Source organism: Thioalkalivibrio sp. AKL19, from assembly GCF_000420165.1.
Taxonomy (GTDB): domain Bacteria; phylum Pseudomonadota; class Gammaproteobacteria; order Ectothiorhodospirales; family Ectothiorhodospiraceae; genus Thioalkalivibrio.
In genome coordinates this window covers 146,782-168,678 of record NZ_ATUK01000012.1, presented here as the reverse complement: position 1 = coordinate 168,678, position 21,897 = coordinate 146,782, and the positions used below count along the sequence as shown (strand labels likewise).

Genomic DNA, 21,897 nt, shown 5'->3' with positions numbered 1-21,897 from the left:
CCGCCGGGGCGCGGCGCTTTACGTTTGGTTGTCCCGCCGCCCGGGAACCAGGGGTGCCAACGCGAGTGTGTACATGGATCAGTGTTTCCCTAGTTGCCCGCTCGCGTTACGGGTTTTCGCAAATCCCGTCCGCTGACGTAGCATTCGCAAGCTTCCCGGGGCAACGGACCCGGCACGTTCGACCCGCGACTGAACGAGGAGACGCATGGAGCCCGTGCAGAAACTGATACCCGGATACGCCAACGCCAAGGCGACGCGCCGCTATGCGGAGCAGTTCGTGTCGGAGGGCAAGGCCGCCGAGGGGCACTACAGCGAGTTCTCGCGCGCGAAGATGCGTCTGTCGAGCCTGGGGATCGGCACCTTTGGCGGAGCAGCCAACGCGGAGGTCGACGCGCAGATCTCCGCTATCGTTGCGCGTGGCCTGGCCGAGGGCGTCAACGTGGTGGATACCGGCGCGCACTATCGCTACGGCCGGTCGCTGGCCGCGGTGGGCGCGGGCGTGCGCACAGCGCTGGAGGCCGGGGTCCCGCGCGAGGCGATGTTCCTGATCTCCAAGGGCGGGTTCCTGACCCTGCGCGGCGGGCCACCGGAGGACATGGAGGCCTGGTTCCAGCGCGAGATCGAGGCCCAGGGCATGGGCACGAAGGACGATCTGGCCAAGGGCGCACACCTGCTGACGCCGGAGTACATCCACTACCAGATGGAGTTGTCGCGCTCGCTGATGGGGGTGGAGACGCTGGATGCCTTCATCATTGACCAGCCCGAGGTGCATATCCATGAGATCGGCAAGGAGCCGACCAACCGCAAGCTGGAACCGGTGTTCGAGATGCTGGAGCGGGCGGCGCGCGAAAAGAAGATCCGGACCTACGGCATCTCCACCTTCGAGGGCTTCCGCGAGGAGACCGACGCGGCGGTGTTCCAGTCGCTCACCTCCATGCAGGGCCTGGCCGAACGCGCCGCGCAGACGGTGACCGGCGACGACCATGCGCGGCATCACTTCAAGATCGCCATGCTGCCATTCAACCAGGTGATGCTGGAGGGTTTTACCCGCTTCAACACCGCGACCGGGCAGGGCAATGTGGCCAGCCCGCTGCAGGCCGCGCACCAGCTGGAGGTGTACATGATCGCCTCGCATTCCATGCTGAAGGGGCATCTGGCGAAGCAGTCGGTGGAGGTAGTCGAGCAGCAACTGGCGAGCCTGCCCAACCCGGCGCAGCGCGCGTTGCAGTTCAACCGCTCCACGCCGGGGCTGGGTACCTCGCTGGTCGGCATGAGCACGCCGGAGCACCTGGACGACATGCTGGCGGTGATGCGCGAGCCGATGATGGACAAGAAGGCCTATCTCGGCATGTTCAAGAAGGCGGAGGAGGAATAACGCCTTGTAGGAGCGTGCTTGCACGCGAAGCCCCTGCCCGCGTCCGACTTTGGCAGGGGCTTCGCCGGCAAGCCGGCGCCTACAAGGGTTCCGGAGCCTCTGCGGTGGTGGAGATTTCATACACAAGGGTATGTCATGCAGGTTGATCTGAAGGCCCTCGAGTTCCCCGCGATCCAGCGCCTGCTGGAACGCCTGACCGCCACGCCCTACGGCGCGGATGCCGCGCGCGGGCTCGAGCCCGCGCCGAACCTGGATGCCGCGCGCGCGCTGCAGAAGGCGGTGACCGTCGCGCGCCAGCGCCTGGATGCCGGCACGCTGCCGCGGCTGGGGCAGTTGCCGGACGTGCGCGCGGCGCTGCGCCAGGCGGCCAACCCCGGCGCGGCGCTGCCGGTGCAGGCGCTGCACAACCTGCAGACCATCATGCGCCATGCCCGCGAGCTGGCGGACCAGCTTGCCGATACCCCGGAGATCTACCCGGCGGACCTGAACAAGCTGTATCCCCCCGAGGCACTGGAAGAACGCCTGGCCGCCTGCCTGAACCCCGGCGGGTCGTTGCGCGAGGATGCCAGCGCCGCGCTGGTCGAGGCCTTCGCACAGCGCGGGCGGCTGCGCGACGAGGTCGAGGCGGTGGTGAAAAAGCGCCTGGCGGACTCCGATCTCGCACAGAAGGGCGAGGATGCGCTGAAGGTGCAGTGGCACCAGGAGCGCGCGGTGATGGTGCTGCGCGGCGATGCGGCCGGCGCGGTCAAGGGTGTGCGCCGGGGCACCGCGATGGGGGGGCGCGACCAGATCGTGGAGCCGATCGAGGCGGTGCCGCTGAACAACCAGCTGGATACGGTCAATAACCAGATCAATACCGAGCAGCAGCGCCTGTTGCGCGAGTTGACCGATGTGGTGCGCCAGTATGGCGAGCCGCTGGAGCTGATGCTGACCGCGCTGACCTGGATCGACTTGGCCTCGGCCGCCGCGCAGCTTTCGGCACAGATGAATGCCCATGCCCCGACGCTGGAGGCGGAGGCCGGCGTGGAGTTGATCGAGGCCTACCACCCGCTGCTGCTGTTGCAGTTCGCCGAAGGCAGTGGCCCGCAGCCGGTGCCGCTGTCGATCCGGCTGGACGGCGGGCAGCCGCTGTTGCTGATTACCGGCCCGAACACCGGCGGCAAGACGGTCGCGCTGAAGACCCTGGGCCTGCTGGTTACCATGGCCTGGTGCGGGCTGCATATCCCGGCCGAGCAGGATTGCCGCATCGGGCGTTTCGACCAGGTGATGGTGGACGTGGGCGACAACCAGAGCCTGTTCCACCACCTGTCGACCTTTGCCGGGCACGTCGAGGTCCTCAAACGCATCCTCGACAACGCCGGCCCCGAGAGCCTGATCCTGTTGGATGAACTGGGCACGGGGACCGACCCGGACGAGGGCGCCGCCCTGGCGATGGCGATGCTCGACGAGCTGCGCGCGCGCGGCACGCGCGGGATCGTGAATACCCATCTGGCACCGCTGAAGGACTACGCGGCGCAGCATGCGGGTATCGTCAACGCCTCGATGCAGTTCGACGCCGAGACCCTGTCGCCCACCTACCGGTTACTGATCGGGGAGCCAGGGGTCTCCTTCGGCCTCACCATCGCCGAGAAGAACGGCCTGCCGCCGCAGCTGGTGGCGCGGGCCCGCGAGCACTTCGCCGAGCTGCCCACCGCGCAGGCCGGGGCCGACGCCGACTCGACCTAGCAGCCCATTGCTGTTGCCCCATCCGGGCGTGCGAATCGCACCGATTCCGCGCGTCATGGCGTGAAATGGGGGCGATTTCATATTAGGATGGTGGGCTATTTTGATTCGTGGTGCGTGATCGCCTGACGATCGTGCACAAGCCCCCGGTAAGGAAGTCGACCATCATGTCCGAGACCGCAAGTTCCTCCACCGCCATCACCGGCGCCGAAATCTTCTGCCGCAGCCTGCAGGCCGAGGGTGTCGACGTCGTATTCGGCTACCCCGGCGGCGCGGTACTGCACATCTATGATGCGCTGTACCGGCAGGACAAGGTCTCCCACGTACTGGTCCGTCACGAGCAGGGCGCGGTGCACGCCGCCGAGGGCTACGCGAAATCCTCCGACAAGCCCGGCGTGGCGCTGGTGACTTCCGGCCCCGGCGCGACCAACGCGATCACGGGCATTGCCGACGCCTACATGGATTCGGTGCCGCTGGTGGTGTTCACCGGCCAGGTGCCGACCAGCCTGATCGGCAACGACGCCTTCCAGGAAGTGGATACCGTGGGGATCACGCGCCCCTGCGTGAAGCACAACTTCCTGGTCAAGGACGTGAAGGATCTGGCGACCACGATCAAGAAGGCCTTCTACGTGGCGACCACCGGCCGCCCCGGCCCGGTGGTGGTGGACATCCCGAAGGACGTGACCGCCGACAGCTGCGAGTTCGAGTACCCGGAGAGCATCCACATGCGCTCCTACAACCCGACCACGAAGGGGCATACCGGGCAGATCCGCAAGGCGGTGGACCTGATCCTGTCGGCGAAGCAGCCGATGATCTACACCGGTGGCGGCGTGATCCTGGGGCGGGGCTCCGAGGCGCTGACCGAGTTCACGCGCAAGCTGGGCTATCCGATCACCAACACCCTGATGGGGCTGGGCGGCTATCCGGCGTCGGACAAGCAGTACCTCGGCATGCTGGGCATGCACGGCACCTATGAGGCCAACATGGCCATGCACCACGCGGACGTCCTGATCGCCATCGGCGCGCGCTTCGACGACCGCGTGACCGGCAACATCGAGAAATTCTGCCCGCATGCGAAGATCGTGCACGTGGATGTCGACCCGTCCTCCATCTCCAAGAACGTGAAGGTTGACGTGCCGATCGTCGGCGAGGTGGAGCCGGTACTGCGCGAGCTGATCAAGGGGCTCAACGAGAACGGCGGCAAGCCGGACGCCGAGGCCCTGGCCACCTGGTGGAAGCAGATCGAGGAATGGCAGGCGCAGGATTGCCTGAAATACGACCAGACCTCCGAGCTGATCAAGCCGCAGTACGTGGTGCAGAAGTTCTGGGAGTTGACCGAGGGCGATGCCTACGTGACCTCCGATGTCGGTCAGCACCAGATGTGGGCGGCGCAGTTCTATCGCTTCGACAAGCCCAATCGCTGGATCAACTCCGGCGGCCTGGGCACGATGGGTGTGGGTCTGCCGTTCGCGATGGGCGTGCAGTTCGCGCATCCGGACGCGACAGTGGGCTGCATCACCGGCGAGGCCAGCATCCAGATGTGCATCCAGGAGCTGTCCACCTGCTTTCAGTACCAGCTGCCGCTGAAGATCCTGAACCTGAACAACCGCTACCTGGGCATGGTCCGGCAGTGGCAGGAGTTCTTCTATCAGGGCCGCTACGCCATGTCCTACATGGACGCCCTGCCGGACTTCGTGAAGCTGGCCGAGGCCTATGGCCACGTCGGTATCCAGGTTACCCAGCCCGGGGACGTCGAGGGTGCGATCAAGGAGGCCCTGGCGCAGAAGGAGCGCCTGGTCTTCCTGGACTTCATCACCGACCAGTCCGAGAACGTCTATCCGATGATCCCGGCCGGTGCCGGCCAGAACGAAATGATCCTGGTCTGAGCCGGGTACAGGGAAGAGCCGTATGCGTCATATCATCAGTGTCCTGCTGGAAAACGAAGCCGGTGCCCTCTCGCGGGTGGCCGGGCTGTTCTCCGCGCGTGGCTACAACATCGAGTCGCTGACCGTCGCGCCCACCGACGACCCGTCGCTGTCGCGCATGACCATCGTCACCAGCGGTTCCGACGAGATCGTCGAGCAGATCACCAAGCAGCTGAACAAGCTGATCGACGTGATCAAGCTGCTCGACATGACCGCCTATCCGCACATCGAGCGCGAGATGGCCCTGGTCAAGGTGCGCGTGCCGGAGGCCGCCGACCGCGAGGAGGCCAAGCGCCTGGCCGATATCTTCCGCGGCCGGATCATCGACGTGACCCACGACACCTACGTGATCGAAATCACCGGCGAGGGTTCCAAGCTGGATGCCTTCCTCGAGGCATTGCAGCCGTTCCCGGTGCTGGAGGTCGTGCGCTCCGGCGTGATGGGCATCGCCCGGGGCGAGGTCAGCCTGCAAATCTGAATTCCCGGGTCCGGCCCCGGTTTCCGGGGGCGAACCCGTTTGTTTGCCCGATATCAAGGAAATTGCGATGAATCTCTATTACGACAAAGACGCCGATCTCTCCATCATCAAGGGCATGAAGGTGGCCATCATCGGCTACGGCTCGCAGGGCCACGCCCATGCGAACAACCTGAAGGATTCCGGCGTGGACGTGACCGTGGGTCTGCGCGAGGGCTCCGGCTCCCGCGCGAAGGCCGAAGAGGCCGGCCTCAAGGTCGCCGATGTCGACGCCGCGACCGCCGGCGCCGACCTGATCATGGTGCTGGCCCCGGACGAATACCAGGCCGCCCTGTACCGCGACGTGCTGGAACCGAACCTGAAGCAGGGCGCGACCCTGGCCTTCGCCCATGGCTTCGCGATCCACTACAACCAGATCGAGCCGCGCCAGGACCTGGACGTGATCATGATCGCGCCCAAGGCCCCGGGCCACACCGTGCGCTCCGAGTTCGTGCGCGGCGGCGGCATCCCCGACCTGATCGCGATCCAGCAGGACGCCTCCGGCAAGGCCCGCGACATCGCCATGTCCTACGCGTCGGCGATCGGTGGCGGGCGCACCGGCATCATCGAGACGACCTTCAAGGACGAGACCGAAACCGACCTGTTCGGCGAGCAGGCCGTGCTCTGCGGCGGGGCCGTGGAGCTGGTCAAGGCTGGCTTCGAGACCCTGACCGAGGCCGGCTACGCCCCGGAGATGGCCTACTTCGAGTGCCTGCACGAGCTCAAGCTGATCGTGGATCTCATGTACGAGGGCGGCATCGCCAACATGAACTACTCGATCTCCAACAATGCCGAGTACGGCGAGTACGTGACCGGCCCGAAGGTGATCAACGAAGAGTCGCGCTGGGCCATGCGCGAGGCGCTGCGCAACATCCAGAACGGCGAATACGCCAAGCAGTTCATCCTGGAAGGCGCGATGAACTATCCGTCGATGACCGCCAACCGTCGCCTGAACGCCGCCCACGAGATCGAGCAGGTCGGCGAACGCCTGCGCTCCATGATGCCGTGGATCAAGGCCAACCAGCTGGTCGATAAGTCCCGCAACTGATCCGACTCCTCGTGGCGGGCGATCCCGTCCGCCACGGCCCTTATTCCCCGCCGAGCGTGCGATGCTGTTTCCGTTAGCCCCCGAAGGCCGTCTGTTCGTGATTATCGCTGCCTGGATGGCGGTCATCACCTTGCTGGTCGGGGAGGCGGAGCTGGGCCTGTTCATGGTGATCGTCACCGTGTCGCTCATGGCGCTGTTCCGCGATCTTCGGCGCAAGGCTCCGGCACCCGCCCTGGGTGTAATCGCCCCGGCCGATGGCACCATCGAGGCGATTACCGACACGCGGGATCCCTTCACGAACAAGCCGGCGATCTGCATCCGCCTGCGTCAGCGGCGGCTGGGCGAGTACAACGTGCATGCCCCGCAGGAGGCCGAGATCCGCGAGCGGGTCTGGCCCGGCAAGGAGACCGATGAGCCGCCGGACGCCCAGCTCGAGGGCCGCCTGGCCTATGCGCTGGAGACCGACGAGGGCACGCGGCTGACGCTGTCGCTCAGTGTCGATCACTGGCCGCGCATGATCCGCATGCAGAACAACGTCCCGGGCAACCGTCTCGGACGCGGCAAGCGCATGGGGTTCGCCGGCTTTGGTGGTACCTTCGAGGTGTGGCTGCCGGCCGGTTCGCAGGTGATGGTCGAGCCGGGCCAGCGGGTGCTGGGTGGTTCCGCCCTGCTGGGCGGGCTCCCGGAGTCCGAAGCCACCGTGGACGGCGAGGGGAGCGTGGAGATGCTGCGATGAGCGCTGGGGACGAAGGGGACCGGCCGGTGGAGCCGGACTACATCGAGGGCGAGGATACCGTCGCCGACGACCAGCCGCCGCATCGCAGGCGCCGGCGCGGCGTGTACCTGCTGCCCAACCTGTTCACCACAGGGGTGTTGTTCTCGGGGTTCTTCGCCATCGTCTCCGCGATCAACGGCGAATACATCACCGCCGCCATCGCGATCTTCGTGGCCATGGTGCTGGACACCCTGGACGGCCGCGTCGCGCGCATGACCGACACCCAGAGCGAGTTCGGCGCGCAGTACGACTCGCTCTCGGACCTGGTGTCATTCGGCGTCGCGCCGGCACTGATTGTCTATCTCTGGCAACTGCACGACCTGGGCAACTTTGGCTGGGTCGCGGCCTTCTTCTTTGCCACCGCCGCGGCCCTGCGCCTGGCGCGTTTCAACAGCCGCCTCGCGGTCAGCGACAAGCGCTTTTTCCAGGGCCTGCCGAGCCCGGCCAGCGCCGCGATCCTGGTGGGTATGGTCTGGGTGCTGGAGGACTGGGGCATCCCGGCGGAGCTGGCCGACCCCTATGTGATTGGTATCCTGGTGGTCACCGTGCTCTCGGGCGCGGCGATGGTCAGTAACCTGACCTACTTCAGTTTCAAGGATATGGACTTCAAGCATCGGGTGCCTTTCCTGGCGATTGTCGGGGTGGTGCTGGCCCTGATGCTGCTGGCCCTGGATCCGCCCAAGGTCCTGCTGGCGGCCTTCGTCATCTATGCCCTGTCCGGACCGTTGCTGACACTGGAGCGCTGGCGCCGGCATCGTCGCCGGGCGCCCTCGGGGGAGTAGCCACGTGTTGCTGTCGGTGCGCCAGCGCCGCATCCTCGCGGACATGGGCATCCCGGTCTGGCGGTCGCGTGACACGTCCGCAACGGGGATCGGGCCGCCTGGTGCCGAAGTGTCGGCCGCCGGCGTTCCCGCCGCCGCGCCGGAGGTCGGCAGCGGGGCGCAGGACAGCGCCGTCGAGACCCTGGACTGGGAGGCTCTGGAGGCGCGCGTACGCGGCTGCCAGGCCTGCACCGAACTGGCCCGTGAACGCACGCAGACCGTGTTCGGGGTGGGCGACCGCCGTGCCCGCTGGCTGTTCATCGGCGAGGCCCCGGGCGCGGAGGAGGACCGACGCGGCGAGCCCTTCGTCGGACGGGCGGGACAATTGCTGGACAACATGCTTCTGGCGCTGGGCCTTGACCGCCACCACGACGTCTTCATCGCCAATGTGCTGAAGTGCCGGCCGCCCGGGAACCGCGATCCGAAGCCGGAGGAGTCGGCGGCGTGCCGGGGCTATCTCGACCGCCAGATCGCATTGATCCAGCCGGAGGTCATCGTCGCCCTGGGGCGAATCGCAGCCCAGAGCCTGTTGGAATCGGAAGAGCCCCTGGGGCGCCTGCGCGGGTCCGAGCATCGCTATCAGGGGGTGCCACTGGTCGCGACCTACCATCCGGCCTACCTGCTGCGGAAGCCGGGCGACAAGGCGCGCGCCTGGCAGGACCTGCAGCGCGCTCGGTCCTGTCTGGCATAGCCATACAAGCGTTATGGAAATGGGAACCCGGGCGGTATCGCCGGGCTCCGAATCCACGAGGCATCATCACGCCCTGTTCATTCACCGCTGCCGGAGAAGCCCTTGTCATGAGTGCCGAACCCCGCGTCCAGCCCGAGTTGCGCCGCATGCAGCCGGCCGATGTGGAGGGCGTGATGCGCGTGGAGCGCGAGGCCTATGACTACCCGTGGACCGCCCGCATCTTCGAGGACTGCATCCGGGTGGGCTATGACTGCTGGGTCCTGGAGGTCGACGGGCGCCAGGTGGGGCACAGCGTGCTGACCGTCGCGGCCGGAGAGGCCCATCTGCTCAACCTGACGGTGGACCGGCGCTGGCAGGGGAACGGGCTGGGCCGGTTCATGGTCCGGCGCCTGTTCGATTATGTCTGCGATCAGGATGCCGAGGCGCTCTTCCTCGAGGTGCGCCCGTCCAACGTGGCCGCGGTCCAGCTCTACCGCTCCGAGGGCTTCGAGCATATTGGCACGCGGCCCCGGTACTACCCGCTCCCCAGCGGCCGCGAGGATGCCTGGGTGCTCACGCGTCGCTGCGCCGCCCCGGCCGGCGCCTGAACCCCGGGTTACCGCGCGCGGCGTGAACCCGGTCACAGGTTGCGCTCCCGTTTCCGGGATTCTCCGACGTTTTGCCGGCACCGGTTCTCGTCCTGCGATCCTGGCGTTGTCGCCACCTACCCCCGGGTCTATGATCAAGAACGGTATACGCCCCGACACCGGATGAGGTAACCCATGTCCCGATCCCTGCGTGCAATGTTCGTTTCGCTCCCCCTGGCCCTCCCGCTGGTGTTTTCCGCTGGCGCCGTGCAGGCCCAGCAAGCCTTCGGCTACGACGAGGTGGAGCGCCAGCAGGAGCTGCTGGAGGTCTGGTACGAGATCCGCGAGAGCAACGCACAAAAGGGGGATACCGCCGCGATGTTCGACGTGGGCATGGCCAACTACTCCGGTCGTGGCACGGCGGTGGATCATGACCAGGCCGTGCGGTGGTTCGCGCGTGCCGCTGATGCGGATCATGCCGCGGCGCACTACTATCTGGGCTACCTCTTTGCCACCGGCAAGGGCGCCCCGGCGGACGCCGAACGCAGCCGCGAGCACTACACGCGCGCTGCCGAGCTGGGTCACGCCGACGCCCAGTACTGGTTGGGGAGCCACCTCGCCAATGGCGAGCAGGACCCGGCCGCCGGGCTCGAATGGCTTGTGAAGGCGGCCGACCAGGGCCTGCCCGCCGCGCAGTATTACGTCGGGCTGCTGCACGAGAACGGCCAGGGCACGACGCGTGATGCGGCGGCTGCCGCCCGCTGGTACACCGCCGCGGCGGAGCAGGGCTACCGTCATGCGCAGATCGGACTGGGCCGCCTGCACCAGAACGGGCGCGGGGTCGAGCGCGACCTGGTCCAGGCCCACGTCTGGTACAGCCTGGCCCAGGACGAGGAGCGTATCGCCAGCCTCGAGTCCCGCATGAACAATCGTGACCTGGTGACCGCCCAGGGCCGTTTCGAGGAGCAGAACGCCGCGATCCAGGCCGCCTCCGCGCGCTGAACGGACGGCATCCGCTTTTCCGCAGATGACGGCCCCGGCTTCCGGGGCCGTTTTCGTATCCGATGGTGGATCCGCACCCGGGGCCCATCAAGCTGAACCGAACCCCCGGTTTCGCGTTAAACTTGCGGGCTGTTTCAAGTGGCCCGCATTCATGTCCTTTATCGAGGAAACCCGCCGCCGCCGGACCTTCGCGATCATCTCGCACCCGGACGCCGGCAAGACCACCATGACCGAAAAGCTCCTGCTGTACGGCGGCGCGATCCAGCTCGCCGGCACGGTCAAGGGGCGCAAGTCGTCGCGCCATGCCACCTCCGACTGGATGGAGATGGAGAAATCGCGTGGCATCTCGGTCACCTCTTCCGTCATGCAGTACCCGTACAAGGGCCGCATGGTGAACCTGCTGGACACCCCGGGACACGCGGACTTCTCCGAGGACACCTATCGCACGCTGACCGCAGTGGACTCCGCGCTGATGGTGATCGACGCCGCCAAGGGTGTCGAGGAACGGACCATCAAGCTGATGGAGGTCTGCCGGCTGCGCGATACGCCGATCATGACCTTCGTGAACAAGATGGACCGCGAGGGCCGCGACCCGATCGAGCTGCTGGACGAGGTCGAGGAGGTGCTGAAGATCGAGTGTGCTCCGGTCACCTGGCCGATCGGGTCCGGCAAGCGCTTTCGCGGCGTCTACCACATCCGCCGCGATGCGGTGCACCTGTACGACCCGGAACAGGGCGGCAAGAAGTCCACCGGCGAGATTATCGAGGGTCTGGACAACCCGCGCCTGGATGAGGTGCTCGGGGACCAGGCGCAGGAGCTGCGCGAGGAGCTGGAGCTGGTGCAGGGCGCCTCGCACGAGTTCGATGCCGAGGCCTATCTCCGCGGCGAGCAGACTCCGGTGTTCTTCGGCTCGGCGATCAACAACTTCGGGATCGAGGAGCTGCTGGACGACTTCGTCGAGTATGCTCCGGGCCCGTTGCCGCGCCCGACCCACTCGCGCAAGGTAGAGCCGACCGAGGAGAAGTTCACCGGCTTCGTGTTCAAGATCCAGGCGAACATGGACCCGAACCACCGCGACCGCATCGCGTTCATGCGCATCTGCTCGGGCACCTTCGACAAGGGTGCCAAGCTGCGCCACGTGCGCATCGGGCGCGATGTGAAGATCCCGGACGCGCTGACCTTCCTGGCCTCCGACCGCGAGCATGTGGAAACCGCCTATCCCGGCGACATCATCGGCATCCACAACCACGGCACCATCCGCATCGGGGATACGTTTACCCAGGGCGAGGACCTGACCTTCACCGGCGTGCCAAACTTCGCCCCGGAGCTGTTCCGCCGCGCGCAATTGAAGGACCCGCTGAAGATGAAGCAGCTCGCCAAGGGGCTGCAGGAGCTGTGCGAGGAGGGCGCGACTCAGCTCTACCGCCCGCTGACCAACAACGACCTGATCCTGGGCGCGGTCGGCGTGCTGCAGTTCGACGTGGTCGCCGAGCGCCTGCGCACCGAGTACAAGGTGGAGGCGCAGTTCGAGAACGTGAACGTCCAGACCGCCCGCTGGGTCGAATGCGATGATGCGAAGAAGCTCGAGGAGTTCAAGGAGAAGGCGGCCGCGAACCTGGCCATCGACCACGGCGGTGATCTGGTCTATATCGCCCCGACCCGGGTCAACCTGCAGATGGCGCAGGAGAAGTGGCCGGAGATCCGCTTCGAGGCGACCCGCGAGCACGGCCAGCCGACGGAGTAACGTCCGCAGCCCGGCCCTGTGCCCAGGACTGCCTTTATCGCGTCACTGCGAGGAGTGACGCGACGAAGAACAAAAGCAGCGAAGCTGTGTTGAACGGCCGAAGGCCGGCCCGAAGGGCGAGAGAAGCGAGTAATCGGTATCAGGGTCCACCGCAGTGCTGCCCTGTCCCGGCGCGTCGGGGGCGTCTGGAGATTGCTTCGCTGCGCTCGCAATGACGGGGGTGTTGGGCGGTGTCGCACTTGGCGCGATGGCGGATGGCCGGCGATGGAGGTCGCGCGCTACGCTTTTCCCGTGGGCCATCGGATCTAGCTGGGGTGCGAGCTTCTGGAGGTTGCTGCGGCGCCTTCGGTGCCTCGCAATGACGTTGCATCTTGCCTGCGCAGGAGGTTTGCATGGCGTTGAATTTCCGATGGACCCCGGCCCTAGTCGTTGTAGTGCTGGCGATGGGCGTAGGTGCCTGTTCGGCGTACAAGGCTGAAACCCAGGCGGATGGGCCCGAGCCGCGCCCGGGCACGGTGGAGCAAATGAATCCGTTTCTGCATTTCATCGAGAGCCGCCCGTCGCCCGAGGAGTTCCGCCGCGTCTACCCCGACGTGATGCTGGTGCTGCCCGGCGACATCGTGACCCAGGAATACCGCACCGATAACAGCCGGTTCTTCGCCGAACTGGACGAGGACGGCCGGATCCGCGACGGCGAGTTTCGCTGATCCCGCGATGCTGCAAATCTCCAACAGCGTCAGCGTCCCCGAGCAGGAGATCGAGCTGACCCCGATCCGTGCCCAGGGGGCCGGCGGGCAGAACGTGAACAAGGTCGCCTCGGCCATTCACCTGCGCTTCGATATCCGCGCCTCCGGTCTGCCCGATGTCTACAAGGAGCGCCTGCTGCGCCGCCGCGACCAGCGCATCAGCAAGGACGGCGTGATCGTCATCAAGGCGCAGCAATACCGTACGCAGGAGGCCAACCGCGAGGACGCACTGGAGCGCCTGGCGGAGCTGTTGCGCGAGGCCGGCCGCCCGATCAAGGCGCGCAAGCCGACGCGCCCGACGCGCGCCTCGAAGCTGCGTCGCCTGGAGGGCAAGACCCAGCGTGGCCGCAAGAAGGCCCTGCGCGGCCGCGTCGACCCCGACTGATTGGCACCCCGAGGCGCAAGCAAAGGGCCCAGGGCAAGAGCGAAAAGCGTACAGGAAGACGGGAAGATTGGAAGAACAGCTGGCGCTCGAGCGAATCGCGGGCGATTTCACGCACTTTTATCCAATTATTTTTTCTTCCAGCCTTCTCATCTTCCTGTGAATTGCTGTTGACCTGGTCCTGCTGCGTGCGCTTCGGAGTGAATCAAGACTTGGGCCCCGGCGTTGGGTCCGGGTCGGTGATCGTCGGTTCGTGTTCCTGCTGGTGTTGCCAGAGGCGGGCGTAGGCGCCGCCCGCGGCGAGGAGTTCGCGATGGGTGCCGCGTTCGACCATGCGGCCCTGGTCCAGCACCACGATCTGTTCGGCGTCCTTCACGGTCGACAGGCGATGCGCGATCACCAGCGTGGTGCGCCGCGCCGAGACCTCGTTCAGGGCCTGCAGGATGGCCTTCTCCGAGCCCGAGTCCAGTGACGATGTGGCCTCGTCGAATACCAGGATCGGCGGGTCCTTCAACAGCATGCGGGCGATGGCGATGCGTTGCTTCTCGCCGCCGGAGACCTTGAGCCCGCGTTCGCCGACCACCGTGTCCAGACCGTCGGGCAGGCGCTCGATGAAGTCGTCCAGGTGCGCCAGGTGGACCGCGCGCAAGATCGCCTCTTCGGACGCTTCCGGGTCGCCGTAGGCGATGTTGTAGCGAATGCTGGAGTTGAACAGGACAGTGTCCTGCGGGACCACGCCGATCGCGCGGCGCAGGCTCTGCTGGGTCACCTCGCGGATGTCCTGTCCGTCGATGGTGATGCGCCCGTCGGTCACATCAAAGAAGCGGAACAGCAAACGCGCGAGCGTGGACTTGCCGGCCCCGCTGGGCCCGACCACCGCGAGCTTGTGCCCGGCGGGGATCTCGAGCGAGACGTCCGCGAGGATCGGCCGTTCCGGCTGGTAGTGGAAGGCGACCTGTTCGAAGCGCACATGCCCGCCGGTGACCTCGAGATCCGGTGCGTCCGGCCGGTCCTCGACCTGCACGGGTTTTTCCAGCAGCCCGAACAGGCGCTCGATGTTGGCCAGCGACTGGCGGATCTCGCGATAGACGAAGCCGAGGAAGTTCAGCGGCATGAACAGCTGGATCATGTAGGCGTTGACCATGACCAGGTCGCCCAGCGACATCTGCCCCGAGGCCACGCGGCTGGCGGCCAGCAACATCATCACCGTGATCGCGGCGGCGATGATCAGGGCCTGACCGGAGTTCAACAGCACCAGCGACAGCACGTTTTTCGTTCGCGCCTGTTCCCAGGTGGCCAGGCCTTCGTCGTAGCGTCGGGCCTCGAAGCCCTCGTTGCCGAAGTACTTGACCGTCTCGTAGTTCAGCAGGCTGTCGATCGCGCGGGTGTTGGACTCGTTGTCGCGCTGGTTGGCCTCGCGCACGAAGCGGGTGCGCCACTCGGTAATCCACACCGACCAGGCGATGTAGGCCGCCACCGCGATGAGCACCGTCAGGGTGAATACCGGGCCCACCGCGATCAGCAGGATGACCGCGACCATCGCGATCTCGATGATCGTCGGCAGGATGTTGAACACCATGAAGCGCAGCAGAAAGCTGATACCGCTGGTGCCGCGCTCGATGTCCCGCGCCAGGCCGCCGGTCTCGCGCGCCAGATGAAAGCTCAGCTCCAGCCGATGCAGATGTTCGAACACGCGCAGGGCCGCCCGCCGCATTGCGCGTTCGGCCACCCGCACGAAGACCGCGTCGCGCAGTTCCCCGAACAGGGTGCCGCCAAAGCGCAACAGGCCGTAGGCCACCACCAGTGCCACCGGTACTGTCACCAGCGCGTCGGTGCCGGAATCCTCGAAGTGGTCGACGATGTACTTCAGTGCCAGCGGGACCAGCACGGTCGCGAGCTTGGCCAGGCCCATCAGACCGAGGGCGAGGAACAGCCGCCCGCGGAATTCCGCGAGATAAGGGAACAGGGAGCGAACGATGCGCCAGTTGATCGCCTCGTCGGGCGCATCGTGCACGCTGGAATGACCGCGCATGGGGGAGTCCGGGGCTGGGTAGGTCGCTTACTTTAGAGAGGCGCGGCGGAATTCGCACATGGGCGCGCGTTCGGTAGCGGCTCCACCCCGGCGTTCGCGGAAGGCCAGCGGTGGATGCGGTAACCGTCGCCCCGGCTCTGTTCCAGGTCGACCCGCAGGCGCCGGATTGAGTTCACGAGCCCTGTACCTGGTTGCGCCCGGCATTCTTGGCAGCGTACAGGGCGCGGTCGGCGCGATCGACCAGGGCCTCCGCGCTCTCGCCCGGGTTCAGCTGGGCCACGCCGAAGCTGGCGGTCAGCGCGTGCCCGGTCTCGAAGTCGGTGGCCTCAAGGGTGCGGCGCAGATCCTCGGCCAGTTGGCTCGTGGCCACGACATCGCCCTGCGGGCACAGGATGAGGAATTCCTCGCCACCCCAGCGGGCGGCCCGGTCGGTTTCGCGGATGCGCGCGGCGATCAGGCGACCGACCTCGGTGAGCACGGCATCGCCGCGACCATGCCCCAGGGTGTCGTTGATCGGCTTGAAGTGGTCCAGATCCATCATGATCGCGCCAAGCAGGCCCCCGTGACGTTCGGCCCGCCGGATTTCGTCGGCCAGTACCTCGCTCGCCTTCATGCGGTTGTGCAGGCCCGTCAGCGGGTCGGTGGTGGCGAGACGTTCCAGGCGTCTCTGGGCCGCCTCCAGGGAGTGTGTTCGCTCCCGGACCAGGCGTTCGAGCACATGCGCGCGTTCCTCCAGCTCCTTGACCGGGTACGGTTCGTCGGCATCGTGGACGCTCGCGGGGAAGGAACCGTGCAGGTGTTCCAGGCGCCAGCCGTCGTCGGTTCGGTGCAGCAAGAGGCTGGCTCGAAGCCCGTTCAGTCGCACCCGTTGTCCGCGGGTGTCGAGCAGCATGTCGAATACCAGCATCACCAGGGCGACCTCATCCGTGACGAGGCGGACGTCTTCGCGGTGTACCTCGTAGTCGAAGGGTTCCGGGACCTGTTCGATGTCGCGTCCGACGACGCGCTCCACGTCCTCGGGCGTGAAGGCCGCTTCGTCGCCCCCCGTTCCGAAGCCACTGACCTGTGGTGCGTGCCACCGGAGTACGCGTGCGAGGTCGCGCTCACGCAGCCAGGCGTCGAGGTACGCGCCAACGACCTGGCGGATTGCGGCCTCGCGGTTGGAGGGCATCGAGTTCAGTCGATGCCGACGGCGCGCTGTTCCTGGCGGATCCAGGCGATGATGTGGGCGGTCTCCTCGCCGGTGACGCCCGCCACCGGCGGCATGTCGCCGAACTCCCAGTGATGCTGGTGCACGCCCAGGGCCACCGCGCGATGGAAGGTGATGTCCGGGTGGTGCGAGGGCTCGTAGATGCGGTGGATCAGCGGCGGCCCCTGGTCGGTGCCGCGGGCATCCTCGCCGTGGCACTCCATGCAGTTGGACCGGAACAGCGAGCGCCCGGCTTCGGGGGCAGCGGCGAAGTCCTCCGGCGGCAGGCTGTAGTCGAGCTGGGCCGTGGAACCGGATGCCGCGTTCGATTCGTCGCTGGTGGCCTGATCGGCCGGGTCCCCGGTGTCCGGGGCCGGGGCTTCGGAGCAGGCGGTCAGTGCGAACAGGGCCAGGCAGGCAATGGGCAGGAGGCGGGCGGATGTCGGCATCGGTCGTCCTGGGAAGCGGGATCCAGGATGGAGTTTAACGCGGCGGTTATCCGCGGGGGAATGCGTGGGGCGGCGGAGTGTGCGGGGCGATTGTTGTGCCGGCGGCTTGCAGCGGTGGCGGGCATTCGGCAGTCTTCGTCGCTTGTCTTCCTGTCTGGAGTACGTCCATTGGAACCCTCGGGTCTTGCAGCTGGAGAAGCGCAGGGAAGCGCTCCGGCGGCGGCGCTACTGGAGATCCTGCGCGAGACCTTCGGTTATACGGAATTTCGCGGCCAGCAGCAGGCGATCGTCGAGCATGTGACCGTGGGCGGCGACGCGGTGGTGCTGATGCCCACCGGCGGCGGCAAGTCGCTTTGCTACCAGATCCCGGCGCTGGCACGATCCGGCTGCGGCATCGTGATTTCGCCGCTGATCGCGCTGATGCAGGATCAGGTGGCCGCCCTGCGCCAGAACGGGGTGGCCGCGGCCAGCCTGGACTCCGGCCAGAAGGCGGACGAGGCGCGTTCCGTGCTGGCGGCCCTGCACGCCGGCGAACTGGACCTGCTGTACATGTCGCCGGAGCGGCTGTTTGCCCCGGGCATGCTGGAACGCCTCGAAGGCGTCGATCTCGCCCTGTTCGCGATCGACGAGGCGCACTGTGTCTCGCAGTGGGGGCATGACTTCCGCCCCGAATACAGTCAACTGGCGGTACTGGCCGAGCGTTTCCCGCAGGTGCCGCGTCTGGCCCTGACCGCGACCGCCGACGGCCCGACCCGTCAGGAGATCCGCGAACGGCTGTGCCTCGATCAGGCGCGGGCCTTCGTCAGTTCCTTCGACCGGCCCAATATCCGCTACCGCATCGCCCAGGCGGACGGCGGCCGGGGAGGTTCCGCCCGCGATCGTCTGCTGCGCTTTATCCGCGAGGAACACGCCGGCGAGGCGGGGATCGTCTACTGCCTGTCGCGCAAGAAGGTCGAGGCGGTGGCCGAGTGGCTGGCGGAGCAGGGCGTTACCGCGCTCCCTTATCACGCCGGGCTGCCGGCGGCCACGCGTGCGACGAACCAGACCCGCTTCCTGCGCGAGGAGGGGGTGGTGATGGTCGCCACCATCGCCTTCGGCATGGGCATCGACAAGCCGAACGTGCGCTTCGTTGCCCACCTGAACCTGCCGAAGAGTCTGGAGGGCTACTACCAGGAGACCGGCCGCGCCGGCCGTGACGGCCTGCCGGCGAATGCCTGGATGGTCTACGGGCTGCAGGATGTCGTGACCTTGCGCCAGATGCTGGAGGGCTCGCAGGCTGGCGCCGAGCGCCAGCGCATTGAGCAGCAGAAGCTGGAGGCGATGCTCGGGTTCTGCGAGATCACCAGCTGCCGGCGCCAGGCCCTGCTGGGATACTTCGACGAGCACATGCCGGAACCCTGCGGGGCCTGCGATAACTGCCTGGAGCCACCGGCGACCTGGGATGCCAGCGTGCCGGTGCAAAAGCTCCTGTCCTGCATCTATCGCACCGGCGAGCGCTTCGGCGCCGGGCATGTGATCGACGTGCTGCGCGGTTCCGCCAGCGAGCGCCTGACCCGCCTGGGTCACGATCGCCTGAGCACCTTCGGCATTGGCAAGGAACTTGACAAGGCGCAGTGGCGCGGCGTGGTCCGCCAACTCCTGGCGCGCGGGCTGCTGCGCCTGGATGAAGAGGGCTACGGCGGACTAAAACTGGATCCGGCCTGTCGCCCGGTGTTGCGCGGAGAGGAGGGGATTCACCTGCGCGAGGAGGTTGCGCGTCCGGAGAAGGGGGCGCGTAGCGCCAGCCCGGCGCGTCGCGATACGGCCCGCAGCGTCGCGGCGATGGACACCGAGGATCGCTCCCTTTGGGAGGTGCTGCGGGGTCTGCGTACCGAGCTGGCGCGGGATCAGGGCGTGCCGCCCTACGTGATCTTCAGTGATGCCACGTTGCTGGAGATGGTGGCCGCGGCCCCGCGCACCCGCGACGAGATGGCCGGGATCTCCGGTGTCGGGCAGCACAAGCTGGAACGCTACGGCGATGCCTTTATCAAGGCCATCGAGGGACATTTCGGGCTATAGTGGTGCGAAAAACCATGCAGCAGGACAATTTCGGGGAGACCGCGTGACCGACAAAAGCTTCCTTGAGGATTTCTACCGCCTTCGCGACGGTCAGCTGGTCGTGACCCCGGAGCAGGGGAGCGACTTTGCCAAGACGCTCGCCGGCGATTTTAATCCCATCCACGACGCCGACAACCGGCGCTTCTGTGTCCCGGGCGATCTCCTGTTCGCCCTGGTGCTGGACACCTACGGCGCCAGCGCCAACATGCACTTCCGCTTTACCGGCATGGTGGGCGGCAACGTGCCGCTGGTGTTCCCGGACAACCCGGGCGAGGCCTTCGCCATCACCGACGAAGGCGGCAAGAGCGTGATCGAGGTGGAACGCTCCGGGCCGGTGATCGACGAGCCCAATGCGATCGAGTCGCTGATCCGCAGCTATGTCGGCTTTTCCGGGCAGAATTTCCCGCACGTGCTGGTGCCGCTGATGGAGGAACACGGCGTGATGGTCAATCCGAAGCGCCCACTGGTGATGTACGAGCGCATGGGCTTTCGCCTGCCCGAGCCGCTGGCGGCCAGCGCCGGGGTGCCGGAGCCGCGCCTGAAGGATGCGGTGATGACGGTCAACGGCAAGCGTGGCGAGATCCGCCTGGACTACGAGCTGGTGATCGATCAGTCGGTGGTTGCCGACGGCAGCAAGCACCTGGTGCTGAGCGGGCTGCGCGCGTTCGATGCCGCGGACGTCGAGCGCCTCGTCGCCGACTACGAAAGCTGGAAGGCCGCCTACTACAACCAGCCCGCCGGGACCCGCGCCCACGCCTGAATTCCCCGCCCGTCCCGAAAGCCAGTTCAAGGGCTTTTACAGGAAGATGGGAAGACGGGAAGTTGCAGTTACACGGCGGCGGGAATAACCCGGAAGATGGTGTGAACCGATCACCCCCGGGTAACCCGGGCGTCCAGCCCGAAAACCTTCCGAACTTCCTATCTTCCTGTGAAACGCCCTTGCATCCCTTTGTGGGCTTCGTGGTGAATCAAGTCAGTAGAACTGACCGAGTGCGGAGCGGACCTGGACTTCGGTCTCGGGCGTCAGGTGGTCGGCGAGCTTCAGCGGGTGGTCGGGCAGCAGCAGCACGACCGACGAGCCCAGGTTGAAGCGTCCCATCTCCACCCCTCGCTCCAGGGTAATGTCGCGGTCGGGATACTCGCTCACGCTGATCTCGCGACCCTGCGGCGGGGTAACCTCGCCGGCCCATACGGTCTCGATGGAGCCGACGTTCTGGGCACCGATCAGCGCCATGGCCATCGGCCCCACCGGGGTGTCGAAAAAGGCGATAACCCGTTCGTTTCGGGCGTACAGCCGCGGCACGTGACGCACGATGCGCGGCGACACCGAGAACAGCCGCCCCGGCACGTGGATCATGTGGGTCAGGGTGCCCGCCAGCGGCATGTGCAGTCGGTGGTAGTGGCGCGGTGACAGGTACAGGGTCACGAAGTGCCCGTGACGGAAGGCCTCCGCGAGCTCGTCTTCCCCGCCCAGCAGTTCCCGGACCGTGTAGTGATGCCCCTTGGCCTGGAAGATCTGTCCGGCCTCGATGCGCCCGGCGGCGCTGACACGGGAATCGGCCGGACTGACCAGGGTATTCGCGTCCCCCTCCAGCGGCCGTGCGTCGTCGCGCAGGGCGCGGGTGAACAGGGCGTTGAAGCTGGGGTAGGCGGCCAGGTCCGGCTCGGCGGCCTCGTTCATGTTCAGGCCGAAGCGGCGCACGAAGGCGCGTAGCAGCGGTTGCAGCCGCGGCGACTGGATGCGCGCCAGCCGGTGCACGACGCGCGAAAGGGCGTGTTGGGGCAGCAGGTGCGACAGGCGCGCCAGCCAGGGGTCGATCTTGCTCATGTGGTGTCCGGTGGGGTGGGTGGCGTACAGGCCGAGGCGGTATGATGACCGCCCTCGCACGCAACGGAAAGACCGGGCATGGATTCGACCACCGGATTGCGCACCCTGCGCGACTTCATTCGCTTCGGCGCCAGCCAGTTTCGCGGGGCCGGCCTGAGCTTCGGGCATGGCACCGACAATGCCTTCGACGAGGCCGCCTGGCTGGTGCTGCATACCCTGCATCTGCCGCTGGACATGCCCGAGTCGTGGTGGGATTCGCGTCTGAGCGAGGCCGAGCGCACGCGCGTGGTGGCGGTGCTGCGCGAGCGTGTCGCGACCCGCAAGCCCGCCGCCTACCTGACCCGCGAGGCCTGGTTCGCCGGCTTGCCGTTCTATGTCGACGAACGGGTGCTGGTGCCACGCTCGCCGCTGGCGGAACTGATTGCCGCGGGCTTCGAGCCCTGGGTCGACCCCGATGCCGTGACCCGCGCGCTGGACCTGTGCACGGGGGGCGGGTGCATCGGGATCGCGATGGCGCTGGCCCTGCCGCAGGCGCAGGTGGACCTGGCGGATGTTTCCACGGATGCGCTGGCCGTGGCACGGATCAACATCGAGCGCCACCAGGTGGGCGACCAGGTGCGCACGCTGCAGTCCGACGTGTTCGACGGGCTGGAGCCGGGGGATCGTTACGAGCTAATCGTGTCCAACCCCCCGTACGTCGATGCCGGGGACATGGCGGCGCTGCCGGACGAGTACCGCCACGAGCCGGCGCTGGGGCTGGCCGCCGGCGGCGACGGCCTGGATGTCGTGCGGCGCATCCTGGTCGGCGCCCGCGGGCACCTGACCGAGGACGGCGTGCTGATTGTCGAGGTCGGCAACAGTCAGGCCGCGGTGGAGGCGGCCTTCCCGGACCTGCCGTTGATCTGGCTGGAGTTCGAGGCCGGCGGGCACGGGGTGTTCCTGGTCCACGCCCGCGACCTGCCCGGTGCCTGAGGCCTCGAGGCGACGTTCG

The 21,897-nt window shown here is 66.9% G+C and carries 20 protein-coding genes; 16 read left to right on the top strand and 4 right to left on the bottom strand.

Annotation, left to right across the window (positions count from 1 at the left end):
- The first annotated feature begins 205 nt into the window (after positions 1 to 205).
- The 13 genes from F817_RS0107420 (at position 206) to arfB (ending at position 13,314) form a co-directional block, all read left to right on the top strand.
- Positions 206 to 1,375, top strand: coding sequence for an aldo/keto reductase (locus tag F817_RS0107420; RefSeq protein ID WP_024327052.1), 1,170 nt, complete (start codon positions 206 to 208; stop codon positions 1,373 to 1,375).
- Between the two features lie 135 nt (positions 1,376 to 1,510).
- Complete coding sequence (locus F817_RS0107415; RefSeq protein ID WP_024327051.1) at positions 1,511 to 3,100, top strand: DNA mismatch repair protein MutS; 1,590 nt, start codon at positions 1,511 to 1,513, stop codon at positions 3,098 to 3,100.
- A 164-nt stretch (positions 3,101 to 3,264) separates the two neighbouring features.
- Positions 3,265 to 4,983 (top strand): biosynthetic-type acetolactate synthase large subunit, encoded by a 1,719-nt coding sequence (gene ilvB / locus F817_RS0107410; RefSeq protein WP_024327050.1) that lies wholly within the window; start codon positions 3,265 to 3,267, stop codon positions 4,981 to 4,983.
- A 22-nt stretch (positions 4,984 to 5,005) separates the two neighbouring features.
- Entirely contained in the window at positions 5,006 to 5,500 is a 495-nt protein-coding gene (gene ilvN / locus F817_RS0107405; protein ID WP_024327049.1) for an acetolactate synthase small subunit, read from the top strand.
- 67 nt (positions 5,501 to 5,567) lie between these two features.
- Positions 5,568 to 6,584 (top strand): ketol-acid reductoisomerase, encoded by a 1,017-nt coding sequence (gene ilvC, locus F817_RS0107400; RefSeq protein ID WP_024327048.1) that lies wholly within the window; start codon positions 5,568 to 5,570, stop codon positions 6,582 to 6,584.
- Between the two features lie 61 nt (positions 6,585 to 6,645).
- Complete coding sequence (locus F817_RS0107395; RefSeq protein WP_024327047.1) at positions 6,646 to 7,320, top strand: phosphatidylserine decarboxylase; 675 nt, start codon at positions 6,646 to 6,648, stop codon at positions 7,318 to 7,320.
- Positions 7,317 to 8,141, top strand: coding sequence for a CDP-diacylglycerol--serine O-phosphatidyltransferase (pssA, locus tag F817_RS0107390; protein WP_024327046.1), 825 nt, complete (start codon positions 7,317 to 7,319; stop codon positions 8,139 to 8,141). Before F817_RS0107395 ends, pssA begins: the two co-directional genes overlap by 4 nt.
- Positions 8,142 to 8,145: 4 nt before the next feature.
- Positions 8,146 to 8,871, top strand: coding sequence for a uracil-DNA glycosylase family protein (locus F817_RS0107385; protein WP_024327045.1), 726 nt, complete (start codon positions 8,146 to 8,148; stop codon positions 8,869 to 8,871).
- A gap of 107 nt (positions 8,872 to 8,978) precedes the next feature.
- Positions 8,979 to 9,458 carry a ribosomal protein S18-alanine N-acetyltransferase gene (gene rimI / locus F817_RS0107380; RefSeq protein WP_024327044.1) on the top strand — a complete coding sequence of 160 codons (480 nt, stop codon included), beginning with the start codon at positions 8,979 to 8,981 and terminating at the stop codon, positions 9,456 to 9,458.
- Positions 9,459 to 9,632: 174 nt separating this feature from the next.
- Positions 9,633 to 10,439, top strand: a complete 807-nt coding sequence (locus F817_RS0107375) for a tetratricopeptide repeat protein (RefSeq protein ID WP_042799112.1) — start codon at positions 9,633 to 9,635, stop codon at positions 10,437 to 10,439.
- Between the two features lie 151 nt (positions 10,440 to 10,590).
- Complete coding sequence (locus F817_RS0107370) at positions 10,591 to 12,183, top strand: peptide chain release factor 3 (protein WP_024327042.1); 1,593 nt, start codon at positions 10,591 to 10,593, stop codon at positions 12,181 to 12,183.
- A 392-nt stretch (positions 12,184 to 12,575) separates the two neighbouring features.
- Positions 12,576 to 12,890: a hypothetical protein gene (locus tag F817_RS0107365; protein ID WP_024327041.1), complete on the top strand. Its 315-nt coding sequence runs from the start codon at positions 12,576 to 12,578 to the stop codon at positions 12,888 to 12,890.
- 7 nt (positions 12,891 to 12,897) lie between these two features.
- Entirely contained in the window at positions 12,898 to 13,314 is a 417-nt protein-coding gene (gene arfB / locus F817_RS0107360; protein WP_024327040.1) for an alternative ribosome rescue aminoacyl-tRNA hydrolase ArfB, read from the top strand.
- A gap of 202 nt (positions 13,315 to 13,516) precedes the next feature.
- Here the strand turns inward: arfB and F817_RS0107355 are convergent, their stop codons facing one another.
- The 3 genes from F817_RS0107355 to F817_RS0107345 form a co-directional block, all read right to left on the bottom strand.
- Positions 13,517 to 15,343 (bottom strand): ABC transporter ATP-binding protein/permease, encoded by a 1,827-nt coding sequence (locus F817_RS0107355; RefSeq protein WP_024327039.1) that lies wholly within the window; start codon positions 15,341 to 15,343, stop codon positions 13,517 to 13,519.
- A gap of 172 nt (positions 15,344 to 15,515) precedes the next feature.
- Positions 15,516 to 16,514: an SgcJ/EcaC family oxidoreductase gene (locus F817_RS0107350; RefSeq protein ID WP_024327038.1), complete on the bottom strand. Its 999-nt coding sequence runs from the start codon at positions 16,512 to 16,514 to the stop codon at positions 15,516 to 15,518.
- 5 nt (positions 16,515 to 16,519) lie between these two features.
- Positions 16,520 to 16,981, bottom strand: a complete 462-nt coding sequence (locus F817_RS0107345; RefSeq protein WP_024327037.1) for a c-type cytochrome — start codon at positions 16,979 to 16,981, stop codon at positions 16,520 to 16,522.
- A gap of 168 nt (positions 16,982 to 17,149) precedes the next feature.
- Between F817_RS0107345 and recQ the strand changes: the two genes are divergently transcribed.
- The gene (gene recQ / locus F817_RS0107340; RefSeq protein WP_024327036.1) at positions 17,150 to 19,039 is read left to right on the top strand and encodes a DNA helicase RecQ; all 1,890 of its coding nucleotides are present in this window, start codon (positions 17,150 to 17,152) and stop codon (positions 19,037 to 19,039) included.
- A 43-nt stretch (positions 19,040 to 19,082) separates the two neighbouring features.
- On the top strand, positions 19,083 to 19,838 hold the full coding sequence (locus F817_RS0107335; RefSeq protein ID WP_024327035.1) for a DUF3581 family protein: 756 nt from the start codon (positions 19,083 to 19,085) through the stop codon (positions 19,836 to 19,838).
- A gap of 213 nt (positions 19,839 to 20,051) precedes the next feature.
- Here the strand turns inward: F817_RS0107335 and asd are convergent, their stop codons facing one another.
- Positions 20,052 to 20,906, bottom strand: a complete 855-nt coding sequence (gene asd / locus F817_RS0107330; RefSeq protein ID WP_024327034.1) for an archaetidylserine decarboxylase — start codon at positions 20,904 to 20,906, stop codon at positions 20,052 to 20,054.
- 78 nt (positions 20,907 to 20,984) lie between these two features.
- Between asd and prmB the strand changes: the two genes are divergently transcribed.
- Positions 20,985 to 21,878: a 50S ribosomal protein L3 N(5)-glutamine methyltransferase gene (gene prmB, locus F817_RS0107325; protein WP_024327033.1), complete on the top strand. Its 894-nt coding sequence runs from the start codon at positions 20,985 to 20,987 to the stop codon at positions 21,876 to 21,878.
- The last annotated feature ends 19 nt before the right edge of the window (positions 21,879 to 21,897 follow it).